Raw genomic sequence first — 23,276 nt, forward strand, 5'->3', positions numbered from 1 at the left:
TGACCGGTATCCTGTCATGCAGGTACTTTTCAAACTTGCTGCGCTTTTCTACTACAATATCTTCGTCGTCCACTTTGAACAATCCCAGACTTCATTTACAATATCCTGGTAAAACTCCGGCTCATGACTGATTAATAAAACACTTCCCCGGTATTCGTTTAAAGCACGCTTTAATTCCTCTTTGGCATCCACATCCAGATGGTTGGTAGGCTCGTCTAACAATAAGATATTTGTCTCACGGTTCATAAGTTTGCAAAGACGAACTTTTGCCTGCTCTCCACCACTTAATACCCGCACCTGACTCTCAATATGCTTTGTGGTAAGTCCGCATCTTGCAAGCGCTGCGCGCACCTCATACTGGGAAAAGGATGGGAATTCCTCCCAGATTTCTTCGATACAGGTATTTTTATTTTCTTCTTTAATCTCCTGCTCGAAATAACCAATCAAAAGATTTTCTCCCAGTTCCACAGAACCTTTTAACGGTGGAATAAGCCCTAAAATACTTTTTAGTAATGTTGTCTTTCCAATACCGTTTGCACCGACTAACGCAATCTTGTGACCACGCTCCATTGAAATATCAAGCGGTTTGGACAACGGCTCGTCATAGCCAATCACCAGACCTTTTGTCTCAAAAATGTATTTTCCAGGCGTTCTTCCTAACTGAAAACAAAACTCTGGCTTTGGACGCTCCGCTGCAAGTTCAATCACATCCATCTTATCTAACTTCTTCTGACGTGACATCGCCATATTACGGGTGGAAACTCTCGCCTTATTTCTGGCAACAAAATCCTTTAACTCACTGATTTCCTGCTGCTGTTTGCGGTAAGCTGCCTCTAACTGTGCCTTCTTGACCTCGTATACTTTTTGGAAGTTATCATAATCTCCCACATAACGGTTCAGTTCCTGATTTTCCATGTGGTAAATAATGTTGACAACCTCATTTAAAAATGGAATATCATGGGAAATCAAAATAAATGCATTCTCATATTCCTGCAAATATCGTTTTAACCAGTTGATATGCTCGACATCCAGATAGTTGGTAGGCTCATCTAACAACAGAATGTCTGGCTTTTCTAACAAAAGTTTGGCAAGCAAAACCTTCATTCGCTGTCCACCGCTTAAGTCGGTAACATCGTGTTCTAAGCCTAGTTCCATAAGTCCAAGCGCTCTTGCCACCTCTTCTACTTTTGCATCTATCACATAAAAATCATGTAAAGTCAAGGCATCCTGTATCACGCCTAACTCCTCCATCATCGCATCCATCTCATCCGGGTCAGCCTCACCTAACTTATCACAGATTTCGTTCATGCGTTCTTCCATCTCAAACAAATAAGAAAATGCGGATTTTAATACGCTCTCAATTGTCATTCCTTTTGTCAGCGTAGAATTCTGATCTAAGTATCCGACACGTACATTTTTAGACCATTCTACCTTACCCTCGTCCGGCATCAGTTTTCCGGTCACAATATTAAAAAACGTTGATTTCCCTTCCCCGTTTGCTCCAACTAACCCGATATGCTCTCCCTTTAGCAAACGGAATGACACATCATTGAAAATGGCTCGGTCACCAAATCCGTGTGTCAAATGTTCTACATTTAAAATACTCATTTGTATTCTTCTCCTCTGTCACATGGTTTTCTTCAAAAGTACAAGAATCATAACAGACTTTTGCCCATTCGTCAACGAATCTGTGTGGTATCCGCCATATAATCGTAGATTTGCTTGTAATTTCCGCGTTCCTCCCCACAGGTTGCTGTCTTATACTGCAATCCGGTACATTCCATCGTCGCAACCGAGTGGGACAAAAAATCATAGCGTTCTAAAAGCTCCTCTCCCCTTTCCCGATTCTCCCTTCCGGCATTTTTTAAATCTCTCCTTTCCTGATTCTCCCTTTCCATATTTTTTTCATTCATCTTTCCTTGTTCCTTTCCTATTTGTCACACATCTGTTTTCATACAAATTTTTTGAAATCCTTATTCTTTTTCCTGTTACGGACGAAGAATGGAAACGATTTCACCCCGTTCTTATTTTGTTATCGAATCCCTGGTTTTATGTATCTGCCCTTGAACCCGTGAATTTTATAAGCGCATTTTCTTACCTATAAAATACTCCAAAAGATTCCACAACCACAAAAAGTGGTTACGGGTTCGACTCCCATAACCACTTTTTCTAAAAATTCGATTCAAAATCTAATTCTTCATTCCAGGTTACTTATTCTGGATTATTTTCCTAAACCTCTTTGTTCTTTCCAAACATCTTCTCTGTCTTTTTGTAGACATGGAAGTATGCCGGGAATAGGAATGCATCTGCAAAAATCCAGGCTACCGGGCTGGCAAAGCACGCTGCAATAAATCCAAAGACCGGCACAAACGCGAATCCAACCAGTGCACGTGCGACCATCTCACATACCCCTGCTAGCACTGCCAGTTTGCTGTAACCCATTCCCTGTATTAAGAAACGGACAATATTGACAAATGCTAACGGAATGTAAAAGGCAGAGTTCCAAAACAGACAGCGCGCTGCATTTGCGATAACCTCTGGCTGCGCTCCATTGACAAAAAATCCTGCAAGATTTTTTCCAAAGACAGCAAGAACAACAAATGCAAGTAACGCATATCCGATTCCTAAAATCGAACAGGACTTCAATCCCTTCGAAACACGGTCTAATTTCTTTGCTCCGACATTTTGTCCACCATACGTTGCCATTGTAGAACCTAACGCATCAAACGGACTGCAGAAGAACATACTGATTTTTCCTCCGGCTGTCATCGCTGCTACCGCATTCGAACCAAGTGTATTTACCGCACTCTGTAAAATAACACTTCCGATTGCCGTAATGGAATACTGTAATCCCATCGGAATTCCCATTCCACATAAAGTTATCATATATTCCTTATTTACCGCACGTTCCTCATGGTTTGTCCGCAAATCTTTAAAATTCGCTCTAGAATATACCACGCATCCCACACCGGATACCGCCTGTGCTATTACAGTTGCAAGCGCTGCACCGGCAACCCCAATCTGAAACACCAGAATAAAAAGCAAATCCAAAAAGATGTTCAAAAAGGAAGCCAAAATCAAAAAGACGACCGGTGTCTTGCTGTCTCCCATTGAACGGACCACACTGGAAATCAAATTGTATAAATAGGTAACCGGTATTCCAAGGAAGATAATCACAATATATTGATAGGATGATTCCATAATATTGTCCGGAGTCTGCATCAAGTGCAGAATCGGACGGCAGAATGCAACGGTTAAAACCGTCATGATAATGGCAAAAATCCCAGACAAATACACCGCATTCATCATAAATTTACGCATGCCGCTAAGATCCCCCGCACCAAATTTGTGTGCAAGCGGAATCGCAAAACCATTGCAGACTCCCATACAAAATCCAATAATCAAAAAGTTTAAGGATCCGGTTGCCCCAACAGCAGCCAATGCATCCACACCCAGATAGCGTCCTACAATCAAAGTATCCACAAGGTTGTAGAACTGTTGAAATAAGAACCCAAATAATAATGGTACCGAGAAACCTAAAATCAGTTTCATCGGAGAACCATTTGTCATATCCTTTGTCATAGCTCTTATGCCTTTCCTTCTTCAAATATTGACGGCATTTTCGCGAATCACATCCGGACTAGATATCACTGCAATAGGTATCATATGTTTCAAAAAATGTGTTTGTCTCCATTTTTACCTGTGTCTCAAGTTCTAATGCATCCCATACCTTTTCATTCAAATAAGAGCCCTGTTTTTTGATGAACTCCTCATAGACATCATCGAACGCTTCCTTTTCACGTTTCTCAATGATGTTGACTTTGTTTGCATCGGTCAGTTCTTCATTGTACTTGTTGAGACATTTAATAAAATAATACCCGTTATCTGTTGAAATCATGCCGGATACTTCATCGTTTTCCAAATTGAACGCAACTTTTTCCACTTCTTTTGGCAAATCATCCCTTGCAATATTTAACTCGATGTTTCCACCCTCGTTGTAATTGCTTGCAACTGATGCGAAATCTTCTCCCGCAGAAAGTCTTGCCGCAGCCTCTTGTGCTTTGTCCTTATCGGTGATGTAAATCTGCATTGCCTCCATGACACGCGCCTCATCATCACTGACTTCCTCATTCACGCTTCCTGTCAGGGAATTGTACAGTTTCTGTGCCAGCGCATAATGCTCATAGTATGTTACAATATCACTCTGTGACACACCAAGGTAAGAAATCTCTTCCTTGGTCAAAGAATCATAATATTCCTTCGCAGCATTAGAAACCAGTTCCTCGTCCTCTTTGGATAACGAAAGATCTTCGGATTCCGCTAACAAGTCCATGCAGACAACTTTTGTCAGTTCCGAAAGTGTCACTTTCTTCACATAATCCTGCAGCGAATCTTCCTTTGTTTTTTCACTTAACAAATCAATTCCGTAGGTGTTGCCGTAGATATTCTGGTAATTTACCAGATAAACTTTCGCCTCATTTAAGGAACACGTTGCATTGCCAATGGAAAACACCTGCTTTCCACTTAAGTTTTTTGATACAACTACATCCGTTTTTCCAATCTGGCATCCTGTCAGTGCACTAGATGTCCCTATCACCAGTGCACAAAGCAATGCCACCCTTTTCTTTTTCTTTCTCATTTTCATAGCCATATTATTCCATCGCCTTTAGAATACTTCTCGCAACGGAAATTCCGTTTGCGGAAGCCTGCTGCAATCCTCTTGTTACAGATGCCCCGTCACCGATTGCGCGAAGTCCCTGGATGCTGGTCTCAAAGTCCTGATTTACCACAACCTTGTTGGAGTAGAATTTTACCTCCACACCGTAAAGCAAGGTTTCATCACTTGCAATACCAGGTGTTACCTTATCAAGTGCCATAATCATTTCCTCGATATCCACCATAATACGATGTGGGAATACCAAAGAAAGATCGCCTGGAACTGCATCCTTTAAGGTAGGAATCAGGTTGTTACGGCAAAGACGCTCCTCCGTGGTTCTTCTTCCACGCTTAAAGTCACCAAATGTCTGAACTAAAATCTTGCCATCGCAAAGCATATTGGAAAGCTGTGCAATCTGTTTTCCATATTCAATCGGTGTCTTAAACGGTTTCGTAAAGTTTTTGGATACCAAAAGTGCAAAGTTTGTGTTGTTTGTCTTCATGTCCTGGGATTTGTATGCATGGCCATTTACAACAGCTAAACCATTGTCATAGTATTCGGTTGCAACCTCACCGGACGGATTGGTACAGAATGTTCGAACCTTATCATCAAATGTCGGGGTATGATAAACCAGTTTTGCCTCATAAAGATTCTTATTGAGGAAATCCATAACTTCATCACGAACCTCAACACGAACGCCGACATCGACAGTTCCAACCTGTGTCTCGATTCCATGTTCTTTACAGATATGGGAGAACCAGTCTGCACCCTCTCGTCCGACACCGGATACGATTTCTTTTGCATAAAATGTCTCATCCTTATCGGTAACGATTCCCTTAGCAACACCATCTTCAATCAGGATATCCTTGACCATGGTGTTGAACTTCATCTCGACACCTTCTTCTAATAAATGCTCCTGAAGTCTTGCGTAAATCTTATATCCTTCCTCCGTTCCAAGGTGACGAATTGGACATTCGATTAATTTTAAGTTCGCATTGATTGCTTTTCGACGAATCTCACGAATTTCTTTTTCTTTATCCACACCATAAACCTTGGTGTCTGCTCCAAATTTCAAATAAATATCATCGGATTCTTTTAACAGTTCTACTGTTTTGTCATATCCTAAAATCTCCGGCAGATTTCCTCCGACATCCGGGGATAAGGATAATTTTCCGTCAGAGAATGCTCCTGCCCCTGCAAAACCGGTTGTAATCGAACATGGTTTACATCCGACACAGACCTTTGTTTTACGTTTTGGACATTGTCTGTCCTCAATTCTACGTCCTTTTTCCACCATTAAAATCTTTAAATCTTTGTTGGCATGAATCAATTCATACGCACAAAAAATACCGGAAGGTCCTGCTCCGATAATAATTACATCATAATTACTCATATTAATAACCATACCTTTCTTATGCCTCTACAATCAAATAACGACCACTCGGAAGTGCAAACACTTCTTCCTGTTCCTCTAAATCACCTAAACTCATTCCGCTGATGTCTGCACCTTCCTCCTTAAAGTATGCTTTTACTTCTTTTATGTTTTTGCATACGACCGCCATACAGTCCTCTAAAAACTCTTCTGCTTCTTCCTTTGAAGCTGCCACCTCTTCCGGGAAAAGTTTCAGCTGGTCTCTTAAAAATACCTCGATGCATTCCTCATCATACTGCTGCACGGAAATCACCTCACTTCTTACTTTATATTCAAATTACGGAGCCAACAGGCTCCTTTTGTAACGGTCTTTTCCAAAAATACGTTACGAACTATTTTACCACAAATAAAGATCAATTCCAAGCTTTTGAAGCTCTTTATATATCCTTGCAACCGGCAATCCGACCACATTGTTGTAGTCACCCTCAATTTTGTCAATATAGATGGCACATTTTCCCTGGATTCCATAAGAACCGGCCTTATCCATCGGCTCTCCTGTCGCAATATACCGGTTGATTTCAAGGTCCGACATCTCGCGCATAAAAACGGATGTTTTCTCATAGAACACCAGTTCTCCCGCTTTTCCACTTTTATCAATGAGAACCAGTGTCACACCGGTATAAACTGCATGCTCTCTTCCTGCTAAAAGGCGAAGCATCCGGTAGGCATCCTCTTCATCCTTTGGTTTGCCCAGTATCTCATCATCAACGGCAACCACAGTGTCTGCACCAATCACAAGCATATCCTGCGGTGTCATAATCTCCTGATGGTTCTTCTGGTAAGAAGTCAGATTTGCTGCCACCTCTTCCGCTTTTTGTCTTGAAAGTTCTTCCACCACCTCGGATGGGATTTTCTTTGTGATAACCTCTTCTCCCTTTGCCGGACAAATCTCAAATTCAATTCCAATCTGTTCTAATAATTCTTTGCGTCTTGGAGATGCTGACGCCAATATAATCTGACTCATTTTTCGCCTGACCTTCCTATCCAAAATCAATCTATTTCTGTTCTATCAACGCTTGTTCATTCCTACAAGTCTCTGTTACATTTTGTGACCTGTTTTCTTCCGACTTACGGAACCAGAATCAGCTTTCCAAGAGAAAACGAATAGATGAGTTTCTCCTTCACCGTTCCTCTTTTTCCATCCTCTGTCGTATAGATTCGCTCTAAACTCTCTGCGTAAAGCGCAAGCTGCGCCTGATAACGGTCTATTAATTCCTGCTCACTGTTCACACGGTCCGTCTTATAATCCAAAAGGACAATTCCATCCTCTTCCATCCAGAACACATCGATGATTCCCTGAATCAAAGTCAAATCATCTTCCTGTATTTTTGTCAGATTCTGTTCTGCATGTCCATGCTCCGTTTCGTCTCCAAAGCCAAATTTATTCAGTTCTTCCTCACAAAATCCCATGACAAACGGCTTCTCACGGTATAGCTGTCCCTTTTTTGCAGCCACGCGCATACGCATTCCGGTATCAGAATCTATAAACTGCTCTACCAGGTTTTGTTTTACCAAATCTGCCATATCCTTCGTCAGCTTTTCTTCCAGAAGGAGACGCTCTATCTGCTCTTTTACCGTATTCTGTGATGTAAAATCATAACATTCCATCACACGATGCACGGCAGTACCGCGAAGGGCTCCCTGATTGACTTCCTCGCTCTTAACTTCCTGCATGAATTTTGGCACATAGGAAACCGGTTCTTCTAAGAAAACCGGAACCGTCTCCTCCTGCTCTTCCTCAAATTTTTCACGCATTGCACGATGTTTCAGCTCAGAAACCGAGTATTTATTTTTTCGTGTGACATCTGTCTGCCTTGGATACCGGAACGAAAACCTCGCATCTAACTCTTTTACCTGTTCCGGCGGAACCGTTAAAATCTCCTCTTTCCGTTTGTCATAGCGTTCCTGTTTGTCTACCTGTGTGACAATCTCCTGCGTTACAAGCTCTGCCACCTCTACAAGCGTCACCGGATAACGTCCGTGATACTCATAAAGAGCAGGCAGAATCCAATCCAGATAACTTGTAGCACTCTCACGCTGTAAATAAGATAATGGCGCATGTTCGCTTTTTTCAAACACCTGGCACTCTGCCTGTGCACGGAAAGCTTCTAGCTTTGCACCTGCATCCTTTAAGCTTCCTGTTAAAATCAGCTTTTCCTTTGCTCTTGTAAGCGCAACGTAGAGGACACGAAGCTCCTCACCAAGATTTTCCATATCAATCTGTTTGGCAATCGAACGCTTTAAAAGAGTCGGTGATTTCAGTCTCCGGTTTCCATCCATAAAATCAAGACCTGCCCCATAAACCGGGTGCAGCACCATTTTACTGCGGACATCCTGCTTGTTAAAGTTTTTTCCAAGACCGGATACAAACACAATCGGGAACTCCAATCCCTTACTTTTATGGATACTCATGATGCGCACAACATCCTCATTTTCTCCAACGGTGTCGGCTTCTCCGAAATCAACGTCATATTTTTGCAATTCCTCTATATAACGGACAAAATGAAACAATCCCTTATAGCTTGTATTCTCGTAGGCAATCGCCTTTTCTAATAACATCGCAAGATTCGCTCTTCTGCGCTCTCCGGCCGGCATCGCTGCAGCATAGTTTCCATACCCTGTTTCCTTTAACAGAATTTCAATCAGATTATGAATCGGCGTATCCGGTACAAGCGCACGAAGGTTCTGATAGCAGTTCCAGAATTTTGCCAGTTTTTTCTCCCATTCTTCCAAAGTCTCACCGGAATTATCGGAATTGTTAGAATTTTCAAGTTTGTTTTGAATTTCCTGACATTTTTTTAAAACCGCTACATGGAAAAGCTCCTCTTTGTATGCAAGACGAATTTTGGCAAGATCTTCTTCTCCTAATCCACAGATTGGTGAATATAGTACCGCTGTCAGCGGAATATCCTGCATCGGATTATCTAAAATTTTTAGCATACTAAGCACAACCTGCACCTCTGTCGCAGAAAAATATCCGGTTGCTGATACCGTGTGTGCCGGAATTCCTTCCTCCGCTAACACTTCCGCAAAACGGTCTGCCCAGCCATTTAAGCTGCGAAGCAAAATCACCATATCGCGGTAATGTGCCAGGCGAAGTTCTCCCGTCTCCTTATCTGTCACAAGCTGCTCCTCTAACAGACGCTTGATACGCTTGGCTAACACTTTTGCCTCTAAAATCTTTTTGTCTGAATAGTCCGTGTCCTCTAACAGTTCATCCTGGCTGTCTACCAAAAGAAGCTCCGGCGCAAACTGCTTTGATTCCGGGTAAGATGCGCCCGGATAAAGTGCCGCATCCGCGTCATACTGCACATTTCCAAGGTCTCTTGCCATAATCTTATAAAAGATGTCATTGGTATAATCTAGAACTTCCTCACGGCTTCGGAAGTTCTTATGTAAGTCGATACGCTGACATTTTGCATTCGCCTCATCTTCTGGATGCAGTGGATACAAATCGTATTTCTCCATAAAGATTTCCGGGCTTGCCAGGCGGAAACGGTAAATACTCTGCTTGACATCTCCGACCATGAACATATTATTCTGCCCTTTTCGTTTTCTTGAAATGGAGGACAAAATAGATTCCTGTACTTGGTTACTATCCTGGTATTCATCGATCATAATCTCCTCGAACATCTCACAGAATTCATCCGCTGTCTTTCGCAATTCCTTCGTGTGCTCATCGACAAAAATCTGGAGTGCAAAATGTTCCAAATCACTAAAATCCACCAGATTTTTCTCTCTTTTCTTTGCAGCAAAAGCATCGGAAAACTCAAGGGTCAGACGCACCAATTCTTCTGCCATCGGACGGGTCTTTTGTAACTGCTCGATTGTATTTTCCATTGTCGTGTAAAAATACTGCTTCTTTAACTTCGCCGTCATATCCTTGACCTGCTGACGAAGCGCCTTTACCTGCTCCTGTTTTTCGACATCCCCGGTAAACTTTTTCCTGGAAAGTGTCTCATAAGAAATCTGTCCGATGCACTCTCCTATCTCCGTAAACGTTTTCGCTTTTTCCAATCTCTGATACTGCAAAAGGTCGCTCTGGATTGCACTTTCGTACATAAACGGCCCATCTTCTGCCCTCGTCAGCAAAAGTGCCTGCTCTAACAGCTTTACCATATCACTACAAATGTAGTTGATATTCCTTGTTAAAAGCCGCAGCCAGAATGCTTCATTTAACGCTTTTTCATCCTCGATTTCGTAGCCAGATGCGCATTTTTCCAGCCATTCTTTTGGCCACGGATAACTTCTGGAAAAAGAAAACAACTGTAAAATCATGTCATTTAATGCATCATCGCTTCTTCCAGACGCATACCCTTCCACAAAATCATGGAATTCTTTCCGGTTTTCGCTGTAATTGCGTTCTAATACCTTCTTTAAGACATCTTCCCGCAAAAGTTTTAACTCACCTTCGTCTGCAATGCGAAAGTTTGGCTCTAAATCGATTTCGTGAAAATGATTTCGGATGACATAAAGACAGAAACTGTCGATTGTTGTAATCTGCGCATTGTGAAGCAGGGTAAGCTGCCGCTGCAGATGCTCATCCTCTGGATTTTCACCAAGTTTTTTTTCAATTGCAACACCAATACGCTCTCTCATTTCCGCCGCTGCTGCATTGGTAAAGGTTACAATCAATAATCTGTCAATGTCCACCGGATTCGTTTCCGACGTGATTTTTTGTATGATACGTTCTACCAGCACAGCCGTTTTACCGGAACCTGCTGCCGCAGATACTAAAATATTTCGATTTCGAAGGTCAATGACCTTTTGCTGTTCGCTTGTCCATGAAACGCCCATTTACTCATTCCCCTTCATTTTTGCTAAGATATCGCTCTCTTTTCCAATCTTTTCCAACCGATGGTACTCATACCCCGGAAGCCTTGGGTCAAACTCACAGATGGTATGATACGGGCAGTAATCACATCCACTTTTTTGCTCCATCTGGTATGGATAAACCGCTACGTCACCCTCATAAATCTTTTGCCCGGTCTTTCGGATTATCTGGTTTACATAATCTGACATTATCTGAAAATCCTCCGTGCTTGCCACTTTGGAAGTTGCCTTTAGGGAACCATCCGTTTTCGTTGCAACCGGAATCACGGCAGAGCTTCCACTGAAATCTGCATCCATCTGCCTGTAAATATCTGGATTTTCATTCACCAAACCATTCAGTTTTAGCTGTTCTAAAACAGCCCGTCGGATTTCTTCTTCGCTTTCTAATCCGCTTCCTTCTACCATCGGGTTCGTCACGTGATAATAGAAGATACCTGCTGGCTCCACCTGCTTCTTCCGATACTTCTTTTGCATCATCTCCATCGCAGTGTTCAAATACACAACCAACTGTAATTGCAGCCCGTAATACAGGTTTAAAAGAGAAAAACTGGTGTTTCCTGACTTATAATCGATAATTTTCACATACACCTTATCCTCTGTCTCACAAAGGTCAATTCGGTCAATTCGACCCTTCAACTGCATTTTTTCCTCTTCGCTCAGAGTAAAATGAACGGCATCTAGTTTTCCGGCGCGTTCAAACGATACCTCAAACTCACTTGGCACAAAATGTCCTTTTTGCACCTGCACCGTAAGCGCCCATATCGTACGTTTTATCGTCTCTCTCATACGATTCAGCAAGTATCCATTTCTGGCATCTTCAAATACCTGCACCTGCTGATTCTTTAAAATCGCATCATCCATACAGGTGGTAATGAAACGCTCCTGTTCCTCTGGTGCAATCTCAGACCAGCTTCTTCCAGTCTCTTTTACCTTTTTGGCGTAAGCCTCTAATGCATCGTGATAGATATTTCCCATATCCACACTTGCAAACTGGTGTTCTTCTCTTTCCTGTAACCGCAAACCATAATCTAAATAATGTGCAAACGCACACGCCGCAAAACGCTCTAACCGTGTGACACTATTGGTCAAAACAGAACCATATAATGCCTTTACGACCGCTTTTGAGATTGGTTCCGCTTCGTAAGACTTACAGTTTGCACTTAGCAGACGTTCCACCTCTTTTTGATAAGCGGGATTGGATAAATACCAGTTTGCCAATGTTCTCCACGCCTCTGACGGCTCCTCTTCCCATAATCCTTCCAGCAAAAAATTTAGACTGCTCTTTGGTGTCACCAAAATCGCTTCTTTTTCCTGATCAATCTCTTTCACTGTCAGATTTTCAAACATACCAAGCAGCGTTCCAATCAGATAGGAACGTCTCATTGCCTTTCCATCCGCATTCACCTTCGAATAAGTGACGTACAGATGTCTGGATGGTTTGGTCAGATTCAGATACAAATAAAACTTCTGGATGAAAACGCGCTCCCTCGCACCAGGTGCAAGTTCCATCGCATGTTCTGCCATCTTCTCGCGCTCAAACTGGGAAATAATGCCTCCCATATTTGCAGCTTTTGGAACAATTCCATCATTTACCCCAACAAAAAAGAGAACCTTAATATGATTTAATCGGGTTCGCTCGATATCTCCCACCAAAATCTTGTCGTTACCGGGTGGGATAATTCCAATTTTTGCCGCTTCAAAGCCTGCATCCAAAATATCGGAATATTCCCCAACGGTTAGCTGCTCCTCACCAAGCAGGGAAACAATCTTATCCAAAAGATCCATCACAATCTTATAAATCTGTGCATACTCTTTTGCCTTCGCCAAATCCCCGGCCTGCTCGTACTCTTCCTGTTTATCCTTTAACTGTCTTTCCACCTCTAAGGAAACAAGAAGCTGATAAAGCGCCTTCGTCATATCCAGCGTATTACTGTCTTTTTTCTTCAGCTCCTCATAAAATGGAAATAGCAGTGCGATAAGATGTTCTCTCGTTGCATTTAAGGCATCCAAATCTTCTTTTCCATTTCTCGATACGGCCCTCCAGACGGTGCTATAACGCTTTGCCCCACGGATACCTTTTGCAATCACATAATTCTCAAGTGCATCAATCTCCGCTGTCTCTATCCCGCTTAACCCACTTCTTAAGAACCGGAATACGCTCTCATAGGAGAAATCAGACTCCACCACCTCTAGGGCTGCGCGGATAAACTCTGTCAGCGGATGAAATAAAATATTTTTGGTCTGGTCAATGAAATACGGAATCTCATATTTTTCAAAAATTTCCGGCACATAGTTGGCATAAGTTGCAACATCACCGGTTACCACCGCAATCTCTTTATAACAATAAGACTCTTTTCGCACCAGCATGGCAATCTCTTTTGCCACAAAATCAAGCTCTTCCTTTGGATCCTTACAGGAAAAAATCTGTACTTCATCCTTCTTCTGGCGAAACCTTGCGTGCTTTGGACGAAACAGATTCTGCTCCATAAAATAAAGCCCCGGTGCCTCCTTATAACGTAAGACTGCCCCCTTATCTAACACAACAGGGTCTAATACCGCAATCTTTTCCTCGCCCGCAATGGTAAGAAGTGTTGCAATGGTCTTTTTGCTCATGGAAAAAAGTTCCTGCATCCCCCTGCAATGATAAAAATCTTCTTTTGCATCAATCGTTACCGTCACAAGCACCTTGGACGCTAACTTTAACAATACCCCAAACAGCTGGTTCTGAATCGGTGTAAATCCCGTAAATTCGTCAAATACAATCACACTGTCCCTGATAATCTCTGACTCTTTTGCCACGTCACAAAGTAACGATAATACCTCTTCTGCCGTAATGTAGCGCCCACGCAAAAATTCGCTAAAGCCCTGATACATCACAAGCACATCCTGTAATTTTAGGCGTAGATTTTCCGCCAAATCTTCCTGATGAATAAAATCTTGCAATGCTTCCGGTGAAATATTATACTGGGTCAGCTCTGAAATCAGTGATTTCACCTCACTGATATAACCCATTTTATTCATATTACCGCCTAATACACAAAGATTTTTCTGCTTTTCGGCTGCCACCTTGCGGAGTACCAAATTTTTACCGGTCTCTTCTAATACCACAAGATTCTGTTTTCCAAGTTCGTCAAACACACGGTATGCAAGGCGCGCAAAACTAAGCACGTCTACATTCATAATCGCATGATTTTCCTGCAAGCGTACCAGCTCCCTTTGTGTCTGCATGGTAAACTGTTCCGGCACAATAACAAGATAATTTTGTTTTGGATTCTCCTGTGCTTCTTTTAAAATCTGCTGGTAGAGATAACTCGATTTTCCACTACCAGAATTGCCTAAAATAAATTGTAATGACATATTTTTCCCTTTTATTCCTCAAATTGAAAAGCCGGGCCTAAATTACCTTCTTTCAGATGCTGTCTGCATAAAGCAATGTAGGAATCATTTCCGCCTAATACAACCTGAGCCCCTTCTCTCACAATTCCATGTTCATTGAATCTGGCATTACATTTTGCCGCCTTTCCGCACCAGCAGACTGTCTTGATTTCTTCAATCTCATCTGCCCATGCAAGAAGCCACATGCTTCCCGGGAAAAGTTCATTTCGAAAATCTGCACGAAGCCCATAACAGATAACCGGAATATGCAGTTCGTCCACAATATAGGTCAAAAACTCTACCTGTTCTTTGCTGCAAAACTGTGCTTCATCCACAATCACACAGTCATAGGCCTTCAACTGTTCATCTGTCATTTCAAGAAGCTCCTCAGTCCAGATACAGTTTCTTTTTAGTCCCATACGGGATGAGACAATCTTTTCCCCGTCCCTGGTATCTGTTGCCGGTTTTGCAAGCAGGGCGCGTTTGCCACGCTCCCTATAATTGTACTCCACCATCAGTGCATTTGCTGTCTTTGAACTTCCCATCGCTCCATAGCGAAAATATAACTTTGCCATTTTTCTATCTTCCTTACCTATAAACTATTGCGCATATTCTGTAATTGATTCAGCGTATTCTGAACCTGAAGTTTCACATTCGAAAGGTTCTGCTGTGTTTGCTTGATTCTTGACTGTACCAGCGCATCCACTAAAAAATTATCAAAACAAATGTCCAAAAATTTGGTCACTCCGTCATCCACTCACAAAACCTCCTCCTAGCATATCCCAGATTCCAAATCCTCTAGCACTGCTAAGGTGACTTTCTGCCTCACAAATTGCCTGATAGGCTCTCTGTCCCGCAAAAATTGCTTCGTCAATTTCTCTTATCTGCTCTTCTCTTGTCATGTTCTTCCCCCTATAAGATTCCAACCGCTTCCTTTGCAAGGCGGTCTGCCTCTTCGTTTCCTTCTACACCGGAGTGCCCTTTTACTTTTACAAAATGAATCTGAATCTTATCCTTTACAGATGCCATATAATCGTGGTACGCTATCGTTCCTTTTTTATTGCGTTTCCATAACCCAAGTGCCCACATCTCAATTCCGAGATAATCATAATATATGGTAATTTCTTTTTTCCCAAGTTCGATTGCTTTTTGAACGGCTGCCATACTTCCAAGCACTTCACCTGCCACATTTCGCATCGCTGCCATCTCTTCATCCGTTCCACTGCCCTGAAGCACAATGCGCTCGTTACCATCCTGTAAAAAGCCACCATAACCGTACGTCTTTGTTGCGATGTTAAAAGAACCATCCACAAAGGCAAAAACCTGTGGCAATTTCTCTGTTACATAAGAGGGCGCTGCACCTGTCTGTTTCTTTGCGATACTTTCCTGTGTGCTTTCCGACTCTTTCCTCTTTTGGCAGGCGTCTCCTACAAACTGTTCTGCCTCTTTTCTCGTCTTAAAACTCTTATATTGTGCTCCCGGATAGCCGTCGACATTTCGTTTGCACGCCTCCCAGCTTTCATAAATTCCCGGAGTCTTTCCTTTTCTTACTGCATAAAATTTGGATGCCATATTTTCACCTGTTACTGTTGACTTAACTGATCTTTATATTTCTGATACAAGTCCTGCACTTCCTGCTTTTCTTCCTCTGAAAGATTATCTTTTACATATTCTTTCAGTCCCGCTGTATCGCCACTTTTCAAATAATCGGCTGCCTGTGAGACTGTCTCCTGCGATAAATTGTTTTCTACAATCTCTTTTACCGTCTCTTTGTCTGCCTCATCCATACTGTTATAAATATCTGATGCGGTCAGATTTCCATAAACGGCGGTGTCTGCACCGATTTTTTCATCCAGAAGTTTTTCTACCACAACCTCTGCTGCCTTATCTTTGACTTTGTTTGTTATCTGATCTTTTAAAACAAATCCAACTATTACTACAATTAATACAATTCCTAAAAATATTTTTAGTCCCAAATGTCTTTTTCTTCTTCTCTTTGCTGCCATAATGTCTCCTTTCAACTAGCAAATCTTTATTCCTGCTCACCTAACACTTTTTTCATATCCGGTGGCATCGGTGCGACAAATTCCATCTGCTGCCTTGTAATCGGATGTGGAAAACTTAGCCGGTATGCGTGAAGCGCCTGCCTGTTAATGTACTCCATATCCGGATTGTAAAGATAATCTCCAACCAAAGGATACCCTAGATACTGCATATGTACACGAATCTGATGGGTTCTTCCTGTCTCAAGTTCCAACTGAATCAGACTATGTCCGTTCACCTGCTTTATCACCTGGTAATGGGTCACGGCACGCTCCCCGTTTTCAAAATCCACAACACGCTCTAGACAGGAACTTTCCTTTCTTGCAATTGGTGCATCGATGGTCCCTTGTGATGGTAACACGTTTCCCCTTACGATTGCAAGGTATTGTCGATGAATTCCTTCTGCTTGTAATCCATCCATGGATTTTGCTGCTACCATCTGGCTTAATATGGCACCACTTACCATATTTTTTGCGACAATCGTAAGACCGGAAGTATCCCGGTCCAAGCGGTTAATACAGCGGTAAACAAACGGTTTTCCCTGCTTTTTAAAATACCAGGCAAGCGCATTTCCAAGCGTATTGTCGTGATTATGCATAGACGGATGAATCGGCATTCCTGCTGCCTTATTAATCACCATCAAATCTTCATCCTCATAGACAATATCAATCGGAAGTTCCACCGGAAGAATCTGATCCGAGCCTTCTTTTTCATTGACCCTTACTTCTAACTCGTCTCCATCCTGCAAAACATAATTCTGGTAAACAGCTCTTCCATTGACCCAGACGCTCTGTTCATCCTTTTTTAAGTGCACCCGCACCGGCGCAGAAAATCCCTGTGTCTTTAGAAATCCACTGATTTTCTGCCCCGGCATTGGATTTTGTATTGTAAAATGAAATATTCGTTCCATACTATAACTCCCTGTAAGAAATCTGATATTCAAACACTTTCATCCGCTTATCCGCAACCCTATCTATAAGTTCCTTTGCCGGATTATTTAAGCAAATAATCCCATACACTTTTTTCCCTTTAAATTTCTCGCTTTTTTCAAACCAGTCAAGATACTGGACCGTCTGCTCATAGGCATCATCATAACCACTATCTTTCTTTAACTCAACTACATATAAATTTCCGGCATCATCTTCACAGAATAAATCAATCCTGCCGACCGGAATTCTATACTGACGACCATATTCACCTTTTCGTTTATACACTTTAAGGTTCATGCCAAATACAGACTGTCCACTTTCCATTCTTGCCGTCAGTTCATCCTCCAACAACTTTTCATTGGAAAACTGCTGTCGCTTTACCCCTATGTCTATTGCATGCTTTTCTGTACTGTCAGCATCATCAAAATCAAGATTCACAACCTCATCGTTTTTCCTTAATCGTGCATTATGGTTCTCGAGTTTTTTCACTCTGTCCCGTATGGCTTTTGAAATCTTAAACTCACCAGAATTTACAAATTTCTTTGCATCTGCATTCCTGCCAAGTGCTACCAGAACACGCACATAATTATTGGCTGCACATGGCAAATCCTTCTTTTCCTCCAGACATTGCCGGAATATTTTCCCTGCTTCTAAATATTTTTTCTGTTTATACAAAGAGTATCCTAAGTTGTTCAAAGTAAACGATACATCTGGAGCAAGTTCATAACTCATACGATAATAGTGCTCTTCCTCCTTGTAATTTTTAATCTTGCCACTAGACCATGCTAACATCCAATAAATATCCGCCATGGAAAAATAATACTCCTCTGTGACTCTTTCAAAACAGGCAATTGCATTATTCCACATCGACATATTGTAATAGGTATATCCAAGCATTTCATTTGGAGATTTATAATTAGGATACTTCTGGAGAAACGATGACAGGGCATCTGCCACAACATCATTATCGTTGCTGCGATAATACAATGTTACCAAATCACAAAACTCAGGTATCCCAGCTTCAGACTTCACACTTTTTACTTCTTCTATTCCAAAATCCCAGACTTCACTCGGCGCATTTTTAAACGGAACCAAAAAGGAATCCAACACCTCATCCTCATTGAAAGCTTCTTTCTTTTGTATTTCCGCACACATTTTATGTATACAATTCTTGCATTTTCTATATTGCTTTTTCAGGTAATAATAAAACGCCCAGAAAAAGTAACTATCCTGATTTAGTTTCTCGATATTATCGCAAACCAGTCCAAGCAAAGAATCATTACTTGCAGCCAATGACTCGTCATACTTATCAAGCTCCTCCGTTGTCACCACAACTACCAAATCTTTGCAGAATCTTCTTCGTAACATCTGAATTTGAGGGTGACTACGCATAACATCTAATTTTGCAGAGATTTCATCAAATGACATCGTATCTGGAAATTCTTTTTCGTAAAATTCATCGATAACATTCTGTTCTTCCTCTGTCATTCAACTACCTCCATTCCAAATGTTCTATGATTTCTATTATAGATTATAATTAAAGTTTTTGCAAGAACGTATGTTCTGTTTTCATTAAAAAATATGCACTGTACCATAAAAAGACAAAACATTAGAGCCAGTCTTTCGACTGACTCTCCCCTACCCCAAAGAATATTATATTTTATAATCCATTCTTTATCCTTGTTTCTTTCAATGCTATTTTAGCATCCTTTACCTGACATGCCTTTATCTGTTTTTCAGAAATTTCAATATCCTCATACATATCGTCATTCCTTGTAGCTGACTTATAAATCCCAACTTCACTCTTTATATCAAACATTTCGCATCCTGCCCATCATATAAAAATCGTCTCACTTCCATAATCTTGTCATCACCCTCATCATCTATGACAACATAATAAACCACAAAGTTTTTTACATAAATCCTATAATATGGGTAGCGTCGCTCTCTAAAAGAATGATATGGTTCAAATGATTCTGCCACAGGCTGGCGTTCCAATAATGCCCTCTCAACCTCATCCAATAAATCATTGGCAGCTTTGACATTATGCAGCTTCTCTGCGATATATACAATCTTCTCCTCTAAATCTTCATAAAACAATGGCAGATAACGCAATATATATTTTGTATCAGCCATCTATCCTCCTTCTCAGATTAGCAAAAACTTCTTCATGTGTATATCTTCTATCATCTTCCTCGGCATATTTATCAGCCTTATCAAGAGCTGCATCAACACCATCTGTTAATCTTGAATATGCTTCCAGACTAAGTACTACCATTGCTCCATAACCATTTTTTGTCAAATATACTGGTTCACCACATGCAACTGCTTTTTCCACATCAGGGAATTTATTTCTTAAATCTGAAACAGGTCTAATTTGTATCATATATGAACCTCCTTACAATATTTATCATAATTTTATCAAAATGTTATCTTCATTCATATTATAACCTGTTCATATTGCTTTTACAACCTATTTTTATAGCCACCCCATGAGCTTTTGGAATCATTTTTTTACCTGAAAACTACATAAAAACCCATAGTCAATCAAAGGCTGCCGTTTTAAAAATGCTTTCTATGTTATATGTCAAAAAACGGTCTTTTGACTATGTCAAAGACCGTTTTTCTTTTCCTATTTTATTCCATTCATATATCCAGTCACTTTTTCAAAAACCAGTAAAATCAAACTCTTAATTATCCTGCATCTTTGCAAGCTTCTTCGCCTGGTCTTCTGCAATACAAGCATCGATAATTTCCTGGATATCTCCATTCATAATCTTATCTAACTTGTAAAGTGTCAATCCGATTCTATGATCCGTTACACGTCCCTGCGGGAAGTTATAGGTACGAATCTTCTCAGAACGATCTCCGGTACCAACCTGGCTCTTACGAAGTTCTGCTTCTGCATCATGCGCTTTCTGCTGCTCAAGGTCATACAACTTGGTACGCAAAAGAGCAAATGCTTTCGCTTTATTCTGAATCTGGGATTTCTCTGTCTGACTGTAAATAACAATACCCGTTGGCATATGTGTCAAACGAACCGCAGAGTCTGTGGTGTTGACACACTGTCCACCTGCTCCTGAAGAACGGCAGACATCGATACGGATATCTTTATCGTCAATGACAACGTCTACTTCTTCTGCTTCCGGCATCACGGCAACCGTAATGGTTGAAGTATGGATTCGTCCACCGGATTCTGTCTCTGGAACACGCTGTACACGATGAACACCGGATTCATATTTCATTACGGAATAGGCACCCTGTCCAGTAATCATGAAGCTGACACTCTTCATACCACCAATTCCGATTTCTTCACATTCCAAAACTTCTACTTTCCATTTTCTGCTCTCTGCATAATGAACATACATTCGATAAATCTCTGCTGCAAAAAGTGCTGCCTCATCTCCACCGGCACCGGCACGAATCTCGACGATAACGTTCTTGTCATCGTTCGGGTCTTTTGGAAGCAATAAGATTTTTAATTCATTCTCTAATTCTTCCATGCGCGCTTTTGCTTCATTTAATTCCTCTTTCGCAAGCTCACGCATCTCTTCATCGGACTCCTCTTCTAACATTGCTAAAGAATCCTCGATATTTTGTTTGCACTGCTTGTATTCTTTATATGCATTTACAATTGGAGTTAACTCACTCTGTTCCTTCATCAGACGGCGAAAACGATCCGGATTGGATGCAACATCCGGCTCACTCAACTCGCTCATCAATTCTTCCAGACGAATTTGGGTATCTTCTAAATTTTCAAACATAAAACTAACCATGCCTTTCTAAAAAAAACTACTTACTACTCTATTTTCTGCCAATTACAACACGATCTAACCCGGCCAGGTCTTTTACCACCTGCACCTCGTAAAATCCTGTTTCCCTTAACATTGTTGTCACATCATTTGCCTGCTCACAGCCAATCTCAAACAAAAGATAACCACCATCCTTCAGATGGCTGCCGCACTCTGCCACAATTTTGCGGTAAAAGAACAGTCCGTCCTCTTTTCCATCTAACGCCTCTAACGGTTCAAAGCTGCCAACTTCCGGCATCAGCTTCGGAATCTCGGCTGTTGGAATATACGGTGGGTTCGATACAATCACATCATACACGCCTGTTACATTATCAAACAGGTCACTCCGCTCAAAATTAACCGGAACTTCATTGGACTTTGCATTTTCTTTTGCCACATTCAGTGCCTGTTTGGAAATATCAACGGCGTACCCCTCTGCAGATGGCACATTTTTAATAATGCTAATAATGATACAGCCAGAACCGGTACACATATCAAGTACCTTCATATCCGGCTGGATTTTTTTAAGTGCCTCCTCGACAAGCGTCTCGGTGTCCTGACGGGGAATCAGTACACTGCTGTTCACCTTGAATTTCAGCCCCATGAACTCCTGTTCTCCCACAATGTACTGCAGTGGAATATGTTCCGTCCTTTTTTTGAGTACAATCTCATATTCTTTTTGCTGTTCCATTGTAATATCCTCACCCATATGAAGATAATAAAACTGGCGGTCCACCTTACAGGCCATCTCAAAAAGCAGCCAGGCATCCACCTTAGCGTCTGCGATTCCGGCAAGGTTTAACACCTTTTCTCCATTCTTTACAGCTTCCTGATATGTCATGTCTGTCACTTTCCTTCTTGTCTGATTTCTGTCACATAGCTTCTCCAGTCAAAAACTGCCTCAACGGAAGCGATTCCAACCTCAATCATCTCATCATCCGGTTCCTTTGTCGTTAAATTCTGAAGCCACAGTCCCGGTTTACTCAAAAAATTAACCACTGCATTATCGCTTCTTCCTGCCAACCGGATAAATTCATAGGAAACGCCTGCAATAACCGGTATCAATACCAGTCTGAGTACAAGTCTTAAAACTCTTGAATCCACACGGATAAACATGAAAAAGAAGATACTGACAATCATGACAATCAGCAGGAAACTGGTTCCACAGCGTTTGTGTTGTTTTGAGCTCTTTCTCACATTTTCAACCGTAAGGTCCATACCGTGTTCAATGCAGTTGATGCACTTATGTTCTGCACCGTGATACATAAAAACACGCCTGATGTCCTCCATCAACGAAATGACTGCTACATAACCAATAAAGATAGCCAGCCGCAAAATACCCTCAATCAATGCAATCAGCATCTGCGAATCGGTTATCTTTTGAAAAAGCAAAGAAATATAATAAGGAATCAGCATAAAAATAACAATCGCCATCAAGACAGAAAAGACAAGGGTTCCTCCCATCATTGCCTTTTCCGATGCCGTCTGTTTTGCTTCCTTTTCTTTGCTCTTTTCCCTATCCTTTTCACCTGGTTTCTTCTCATCCTCTTCCTCAAAAAAAGAAGCGGAAAACATTAACGTCTTCATTCCAAGTGTCAACGATTCTATAAAACTAAAGACTCCCCGCAAAATCGGGAAATTTCTTATTTTCTTATTCTGAATGATTCCGTCGTACTCCGATACTTCTACGACAATCTCGTGGTCCGGCTTTCGAACTGCAACTGCATATTTGTCCTGATTTTTCATCATGACACCCTCCATTACTGCCTGTCCGCCAATGCCTGAATATCTCATGCAGATATGCCCCTTTCCACACTTTTTCTTTTTCAAAAAAAGGTTGAGATTTATCAAACCTCAACCTTACTTGTAAATCACATTCTATTTACTGAATACCATATTTCTTATTGAACTTATCAATACGTCCATCAGTTCTGCTAGCCTTCTGCTGACCTGTGTAGAATGGATGACATTTTGAACAAATTTCAACGTGAATGTCCTGTTTTGTAGAACCTGTAACGAATGTGTTACCACAGTTACATGTAACAGTTGCCTGATAATAATCTGGATGGATTCCTTCTCTCATGATTTTCACCTCTTCTAATTTCTTATCGTTATTTATAGTACCGCTTGTTTCCTATCTTCTTTGTACCCGTATGCCCGATCCGCATATGGCACTGAAAGCAGAAGATAAACACGATTGATCCTCTTAGAGGGTC

The 23,276-nt window shown here is 41.4% G+C and carries 23 protein-coding genes; all 23 read right to left on the minus strand.

What is annotated here, in order from left to right; translation table 11 throughout:
• Positions 1-51 precede the first annotated feature (51 nt).
• Positions 52-1,608, minus strand: a complete 1,557-nt coding sequence (locus tag BIV16_RS08150; protein ID WP_075681584.1) for an ABC-F family ATP-binding cassette domain-containing protein — start codon at positions 1,606-1,608, stop codon at positions 52-54.
• Positions 1,609-1,679: 71 nt separating this feature from the next.
• Positions 1,680-1,913: a hypothetical protein gene (locus BIV16_RS08155; RefSeq protein WP_075681586.1), complete on the minus strand. Its 234-nt coding sequence runs from the start codon at positions 1,911-1,913 to the stop codon at positions 1,680-1,682.
• A gap of 316 nt (positions 1,914-2,229) precedes the next feature.
• Entirely contained in the window at positions 2,230-3,582 is a 1,353-nt protein-coding gene (locus tag BIV16_RS08160; RefSeq protein WP_075681588.1) for an MATE family efflux transporter, read from the minus strand.
• Positions 3,583-3,640: 58 nt separating this feature from the next.
• Complete coding sequence (locus BIV16_RS08165; RefSeq protein WP_242940405.1) at positions 3,641-4,651, minus strand: peptidylprolyl isomerase; 1,011 nt, start codon at positions 4,649-4,651, stop codon at positions 3,641-3,643.
• Between the two features lies 1 nt (position 4,652).
• Positions 4,653-6,050 (minus strand): NAD(P)/FAD-dependent oxidoreductase, encoded by a 1,398-nt coding sequence (locus BIV16_RS08170; RefSeq protein WP_075681667.1) that lies wholly within the window; start codon positions 6,048-6,050, stop codon positions 4,653-4,655.
• Positions 6,051-6,069: 19 nt separating this feature from the next.
• Positions 6,070-6,333 carry a glyoxalase gene (locus BIV16_RS08175; RefSeq protein ID WP_075681669.1) on the minus strand — a complete coding sequence of 88 codons (264 nt, stop codon included), beginning with the start codon at positions 6,331-6,333 and terminating at the stop codon, positions 6,070-6,072.
• Between the two features lie 93 nt (positions 6,334-6,426).
• Positions 6,427-7,053 carry a Maf family protein gene (locus tag BIV16_RS08180; protein WP_075681590.1) on the minus strand — a complete coding sequence of 209 codons (627 nt, stop codon included), beginning with the start codon at positions 7,051-7,053 and terminating at the stop codon, positions 6,427-6,429.
• Between the two features lie 104 nt (positions 7,054-7,157).
• Positions 7,158-10,886, minus strand: a complete 3,729-nt coding sequence (gene addA, locus BIV16_RS08185) for a helicase-exonuclease AddAB subunit AddA (protein WP_075681592.1) — start codon at positions 10,884-10,886, stop codon at positions 7,158-7,160.
• Positions 10,887-14,279: a helicase-exonuclease AddAB subunit AddB gene (gene addB / locus BIV16_RS08190; RefSeq protein WP_075681594.1), complete on the minus strand. Its 3,393-nt coding sequence runs from the start codon at positions 14,277-14,279 to the stop codon at positions 10,887-10,889.
• An 11-nt stretch (positions 14,280-14,290) separates the two neighbouring features.
• The gene (locus BIV16_RS08195; protein ID WP_075681596.1) at positions 14,291-14,872 is read right to left on the minus strand and encodes a thymidine kinase; all 582 of its coding nucleotides are present in this window, start codon (positions 14,870-14,872) and stop codon (positions 14,291-14,293) included.
• A 17-nt stretch (positions 14,873-14,889) separates the two neighbouring features.
• Positions 14,890-15,054 carry a hypothetical protein gene (locus tag BIV16_RS08200; RefSeq protein WP_159435952.1) on the minus strand — a complete coding sequence of 55 codons (165 nt, stop codon included), beginning with the start codon at positions 15,052-15,054 and terminating at the stop codon, positions 14,890-14,892.
• Complete coding sequence (locus BIV16_RS08205) at positions 15,047-15,199, minus strand: hypothetical protein (protein ID WP_159435953.1); 153 nt, start codon at positions 15,197-15,199, stop codon at positions 15,047-15,049. The genes BIV16_RS08200 and BIV16_RS08205 overlap by 8 nt, the downstream gene beginning before the upstream one ends.
• A 10-nt stretch (positions 15,200-15,209) precedes the next feature.
• Entirely contained in the window at positions 15,210-15,869 is a 660-nt protein-coding gene (locus BIV16_RS08210; RefSeq protein ID WP_075681598.1) for a ribonuclease H1 domain-containing protein, read from the minus strand.
• 11 nt (positions 15,870-15,880) lie between these two features.
• Complete coding sequence (locus tag BIV16_RS08215; RefSeq protein WP_075681600.1) at positions 15,881-16,303, minus strand: hypothetical protein; 423 nt, start codon at positions 16,301-16,303, stop codon at positions 15,881-15,883.
• A gap of 26 nt (positions 16,304-16,329) precedes the next feature.
• Entirely contained in the window at positions 16,330-17,250 is a 921-nt protein-coding gene (locus BIV16_RS08220; RefSeq protein WP_075681602.1) for an RluA family pseudouridine synthase, read from the minus strand.
• 1 nt (position 17,251) lies between these two features.
• A complete protein-coding gene (locus BIV16_RS08225) occupies positions 17,252-18,757 on the minus strand; it encodes an endonuclease NucS domain-containing protein (protein ID WP_075681604.1) in 1,506 nt (501 codons plus the stop codon).
• Between the two features lie 172 nt (positions 18,758-18,929).
• The gene (locus tag BIV16_RS08230) at positions 18,930-19,088 is read right to left on the minus strand and encodes a hypothetical protein (protein WP_159435954.1); all 159 of its coding nucleotides are present in this window, start codon (positions 19,086-19,088) and stop codon (positions 18,930-18,932) included.
• Positions 19,076-19,405, minus strand: a complete 330-nt coding sequence (locus BIV16_RS08235) for a type II toxin-antitoxin system RelE/ParE family toxin (RefSeq protein ID WP_075681606.1) — start codon at positions 19,403-19,405, stop codon at positions 19,076-19,078. Before BIV16_RS08235 ends, BIV16_RS08230 begins: the two co-directional genes overlap by 13 nt.
• The gene (locus BIV16_RS08240; RefSeq protein WP_075681608.1) at positions 19,398-19,655 is read right to left on the minus strand and encodes a type II toxin-antitoxin system Phd/YefM family antitoxin; all 258 of its coding nucleotides are present in this window, start codon (positions 19,653-19,655) and stop codon (positions 19,398-19,400) included. Before BIV16_RS08240 ends, BIV16_RS08235 begins: the two co-directional genes overlap by 8 nt.
• A 304-nt stretch (positions 19,656-19,959) precedes the next feature.
• Complete coding sequence (gene prfA / locus BIV16_RS08245; protein ID WP_075681610.1) at positions 19,960-21,033, minus strand: peptide chain release factor 1; 1,074 nt, start codon at positions 21,031-21,033, stop codon at positions 19,960-19,962.
• Positions 21,034-21,073: 40 nt separating this feature from the next.
• On the minus strand, positions 21,074-21,901 hold the full coding sequence (prmC, locus tag BIV16_RS08250) for a peptide chain release factor N(5)-glutamine methyltransferase (protein WP_075681612.1): 828 nt from the start codon (positions 21,899-21,901) through the stop codon (positions 21,074-21,076).
• A gap of 5 nt (positions 21,902-21,906) precedes the next feature.
• Positions 21,907-22,854 (minus strand): DUF1385 domain-containing protein, encoded by a 948-nt coding sequence (locus BIV16_RS08255; protein ID WP_075681614.1) that lies wholly within the window; start codon positions 22,852-22,854, stop codon positions 21,907-21,909.
• Positions 22,855-22,942: 88 nt separating this feature from the next.
• Positions 22,943-23,143 (minus strand): 50S ribosomal protein L31, encoded by a 201-nt coding sequence (gene rpmE / locus BIV16_RS08260; protein WP_075681616.1) that lies wholly within the window; start codon positions 23,141-23,143, stop codon positions 22,943-22,945.
• Positions 23,144-23,276: the final 133 nt, after the last annotated feature.

Source organism: Roseburia sp. 831b (assembly GCF_001940165.2).
Taxonomy (GTDB): domain Bacteria; phylum Bacillota; class Clostridia; order Lachnospirales; family Lachnospiraceae; genus Roseburia.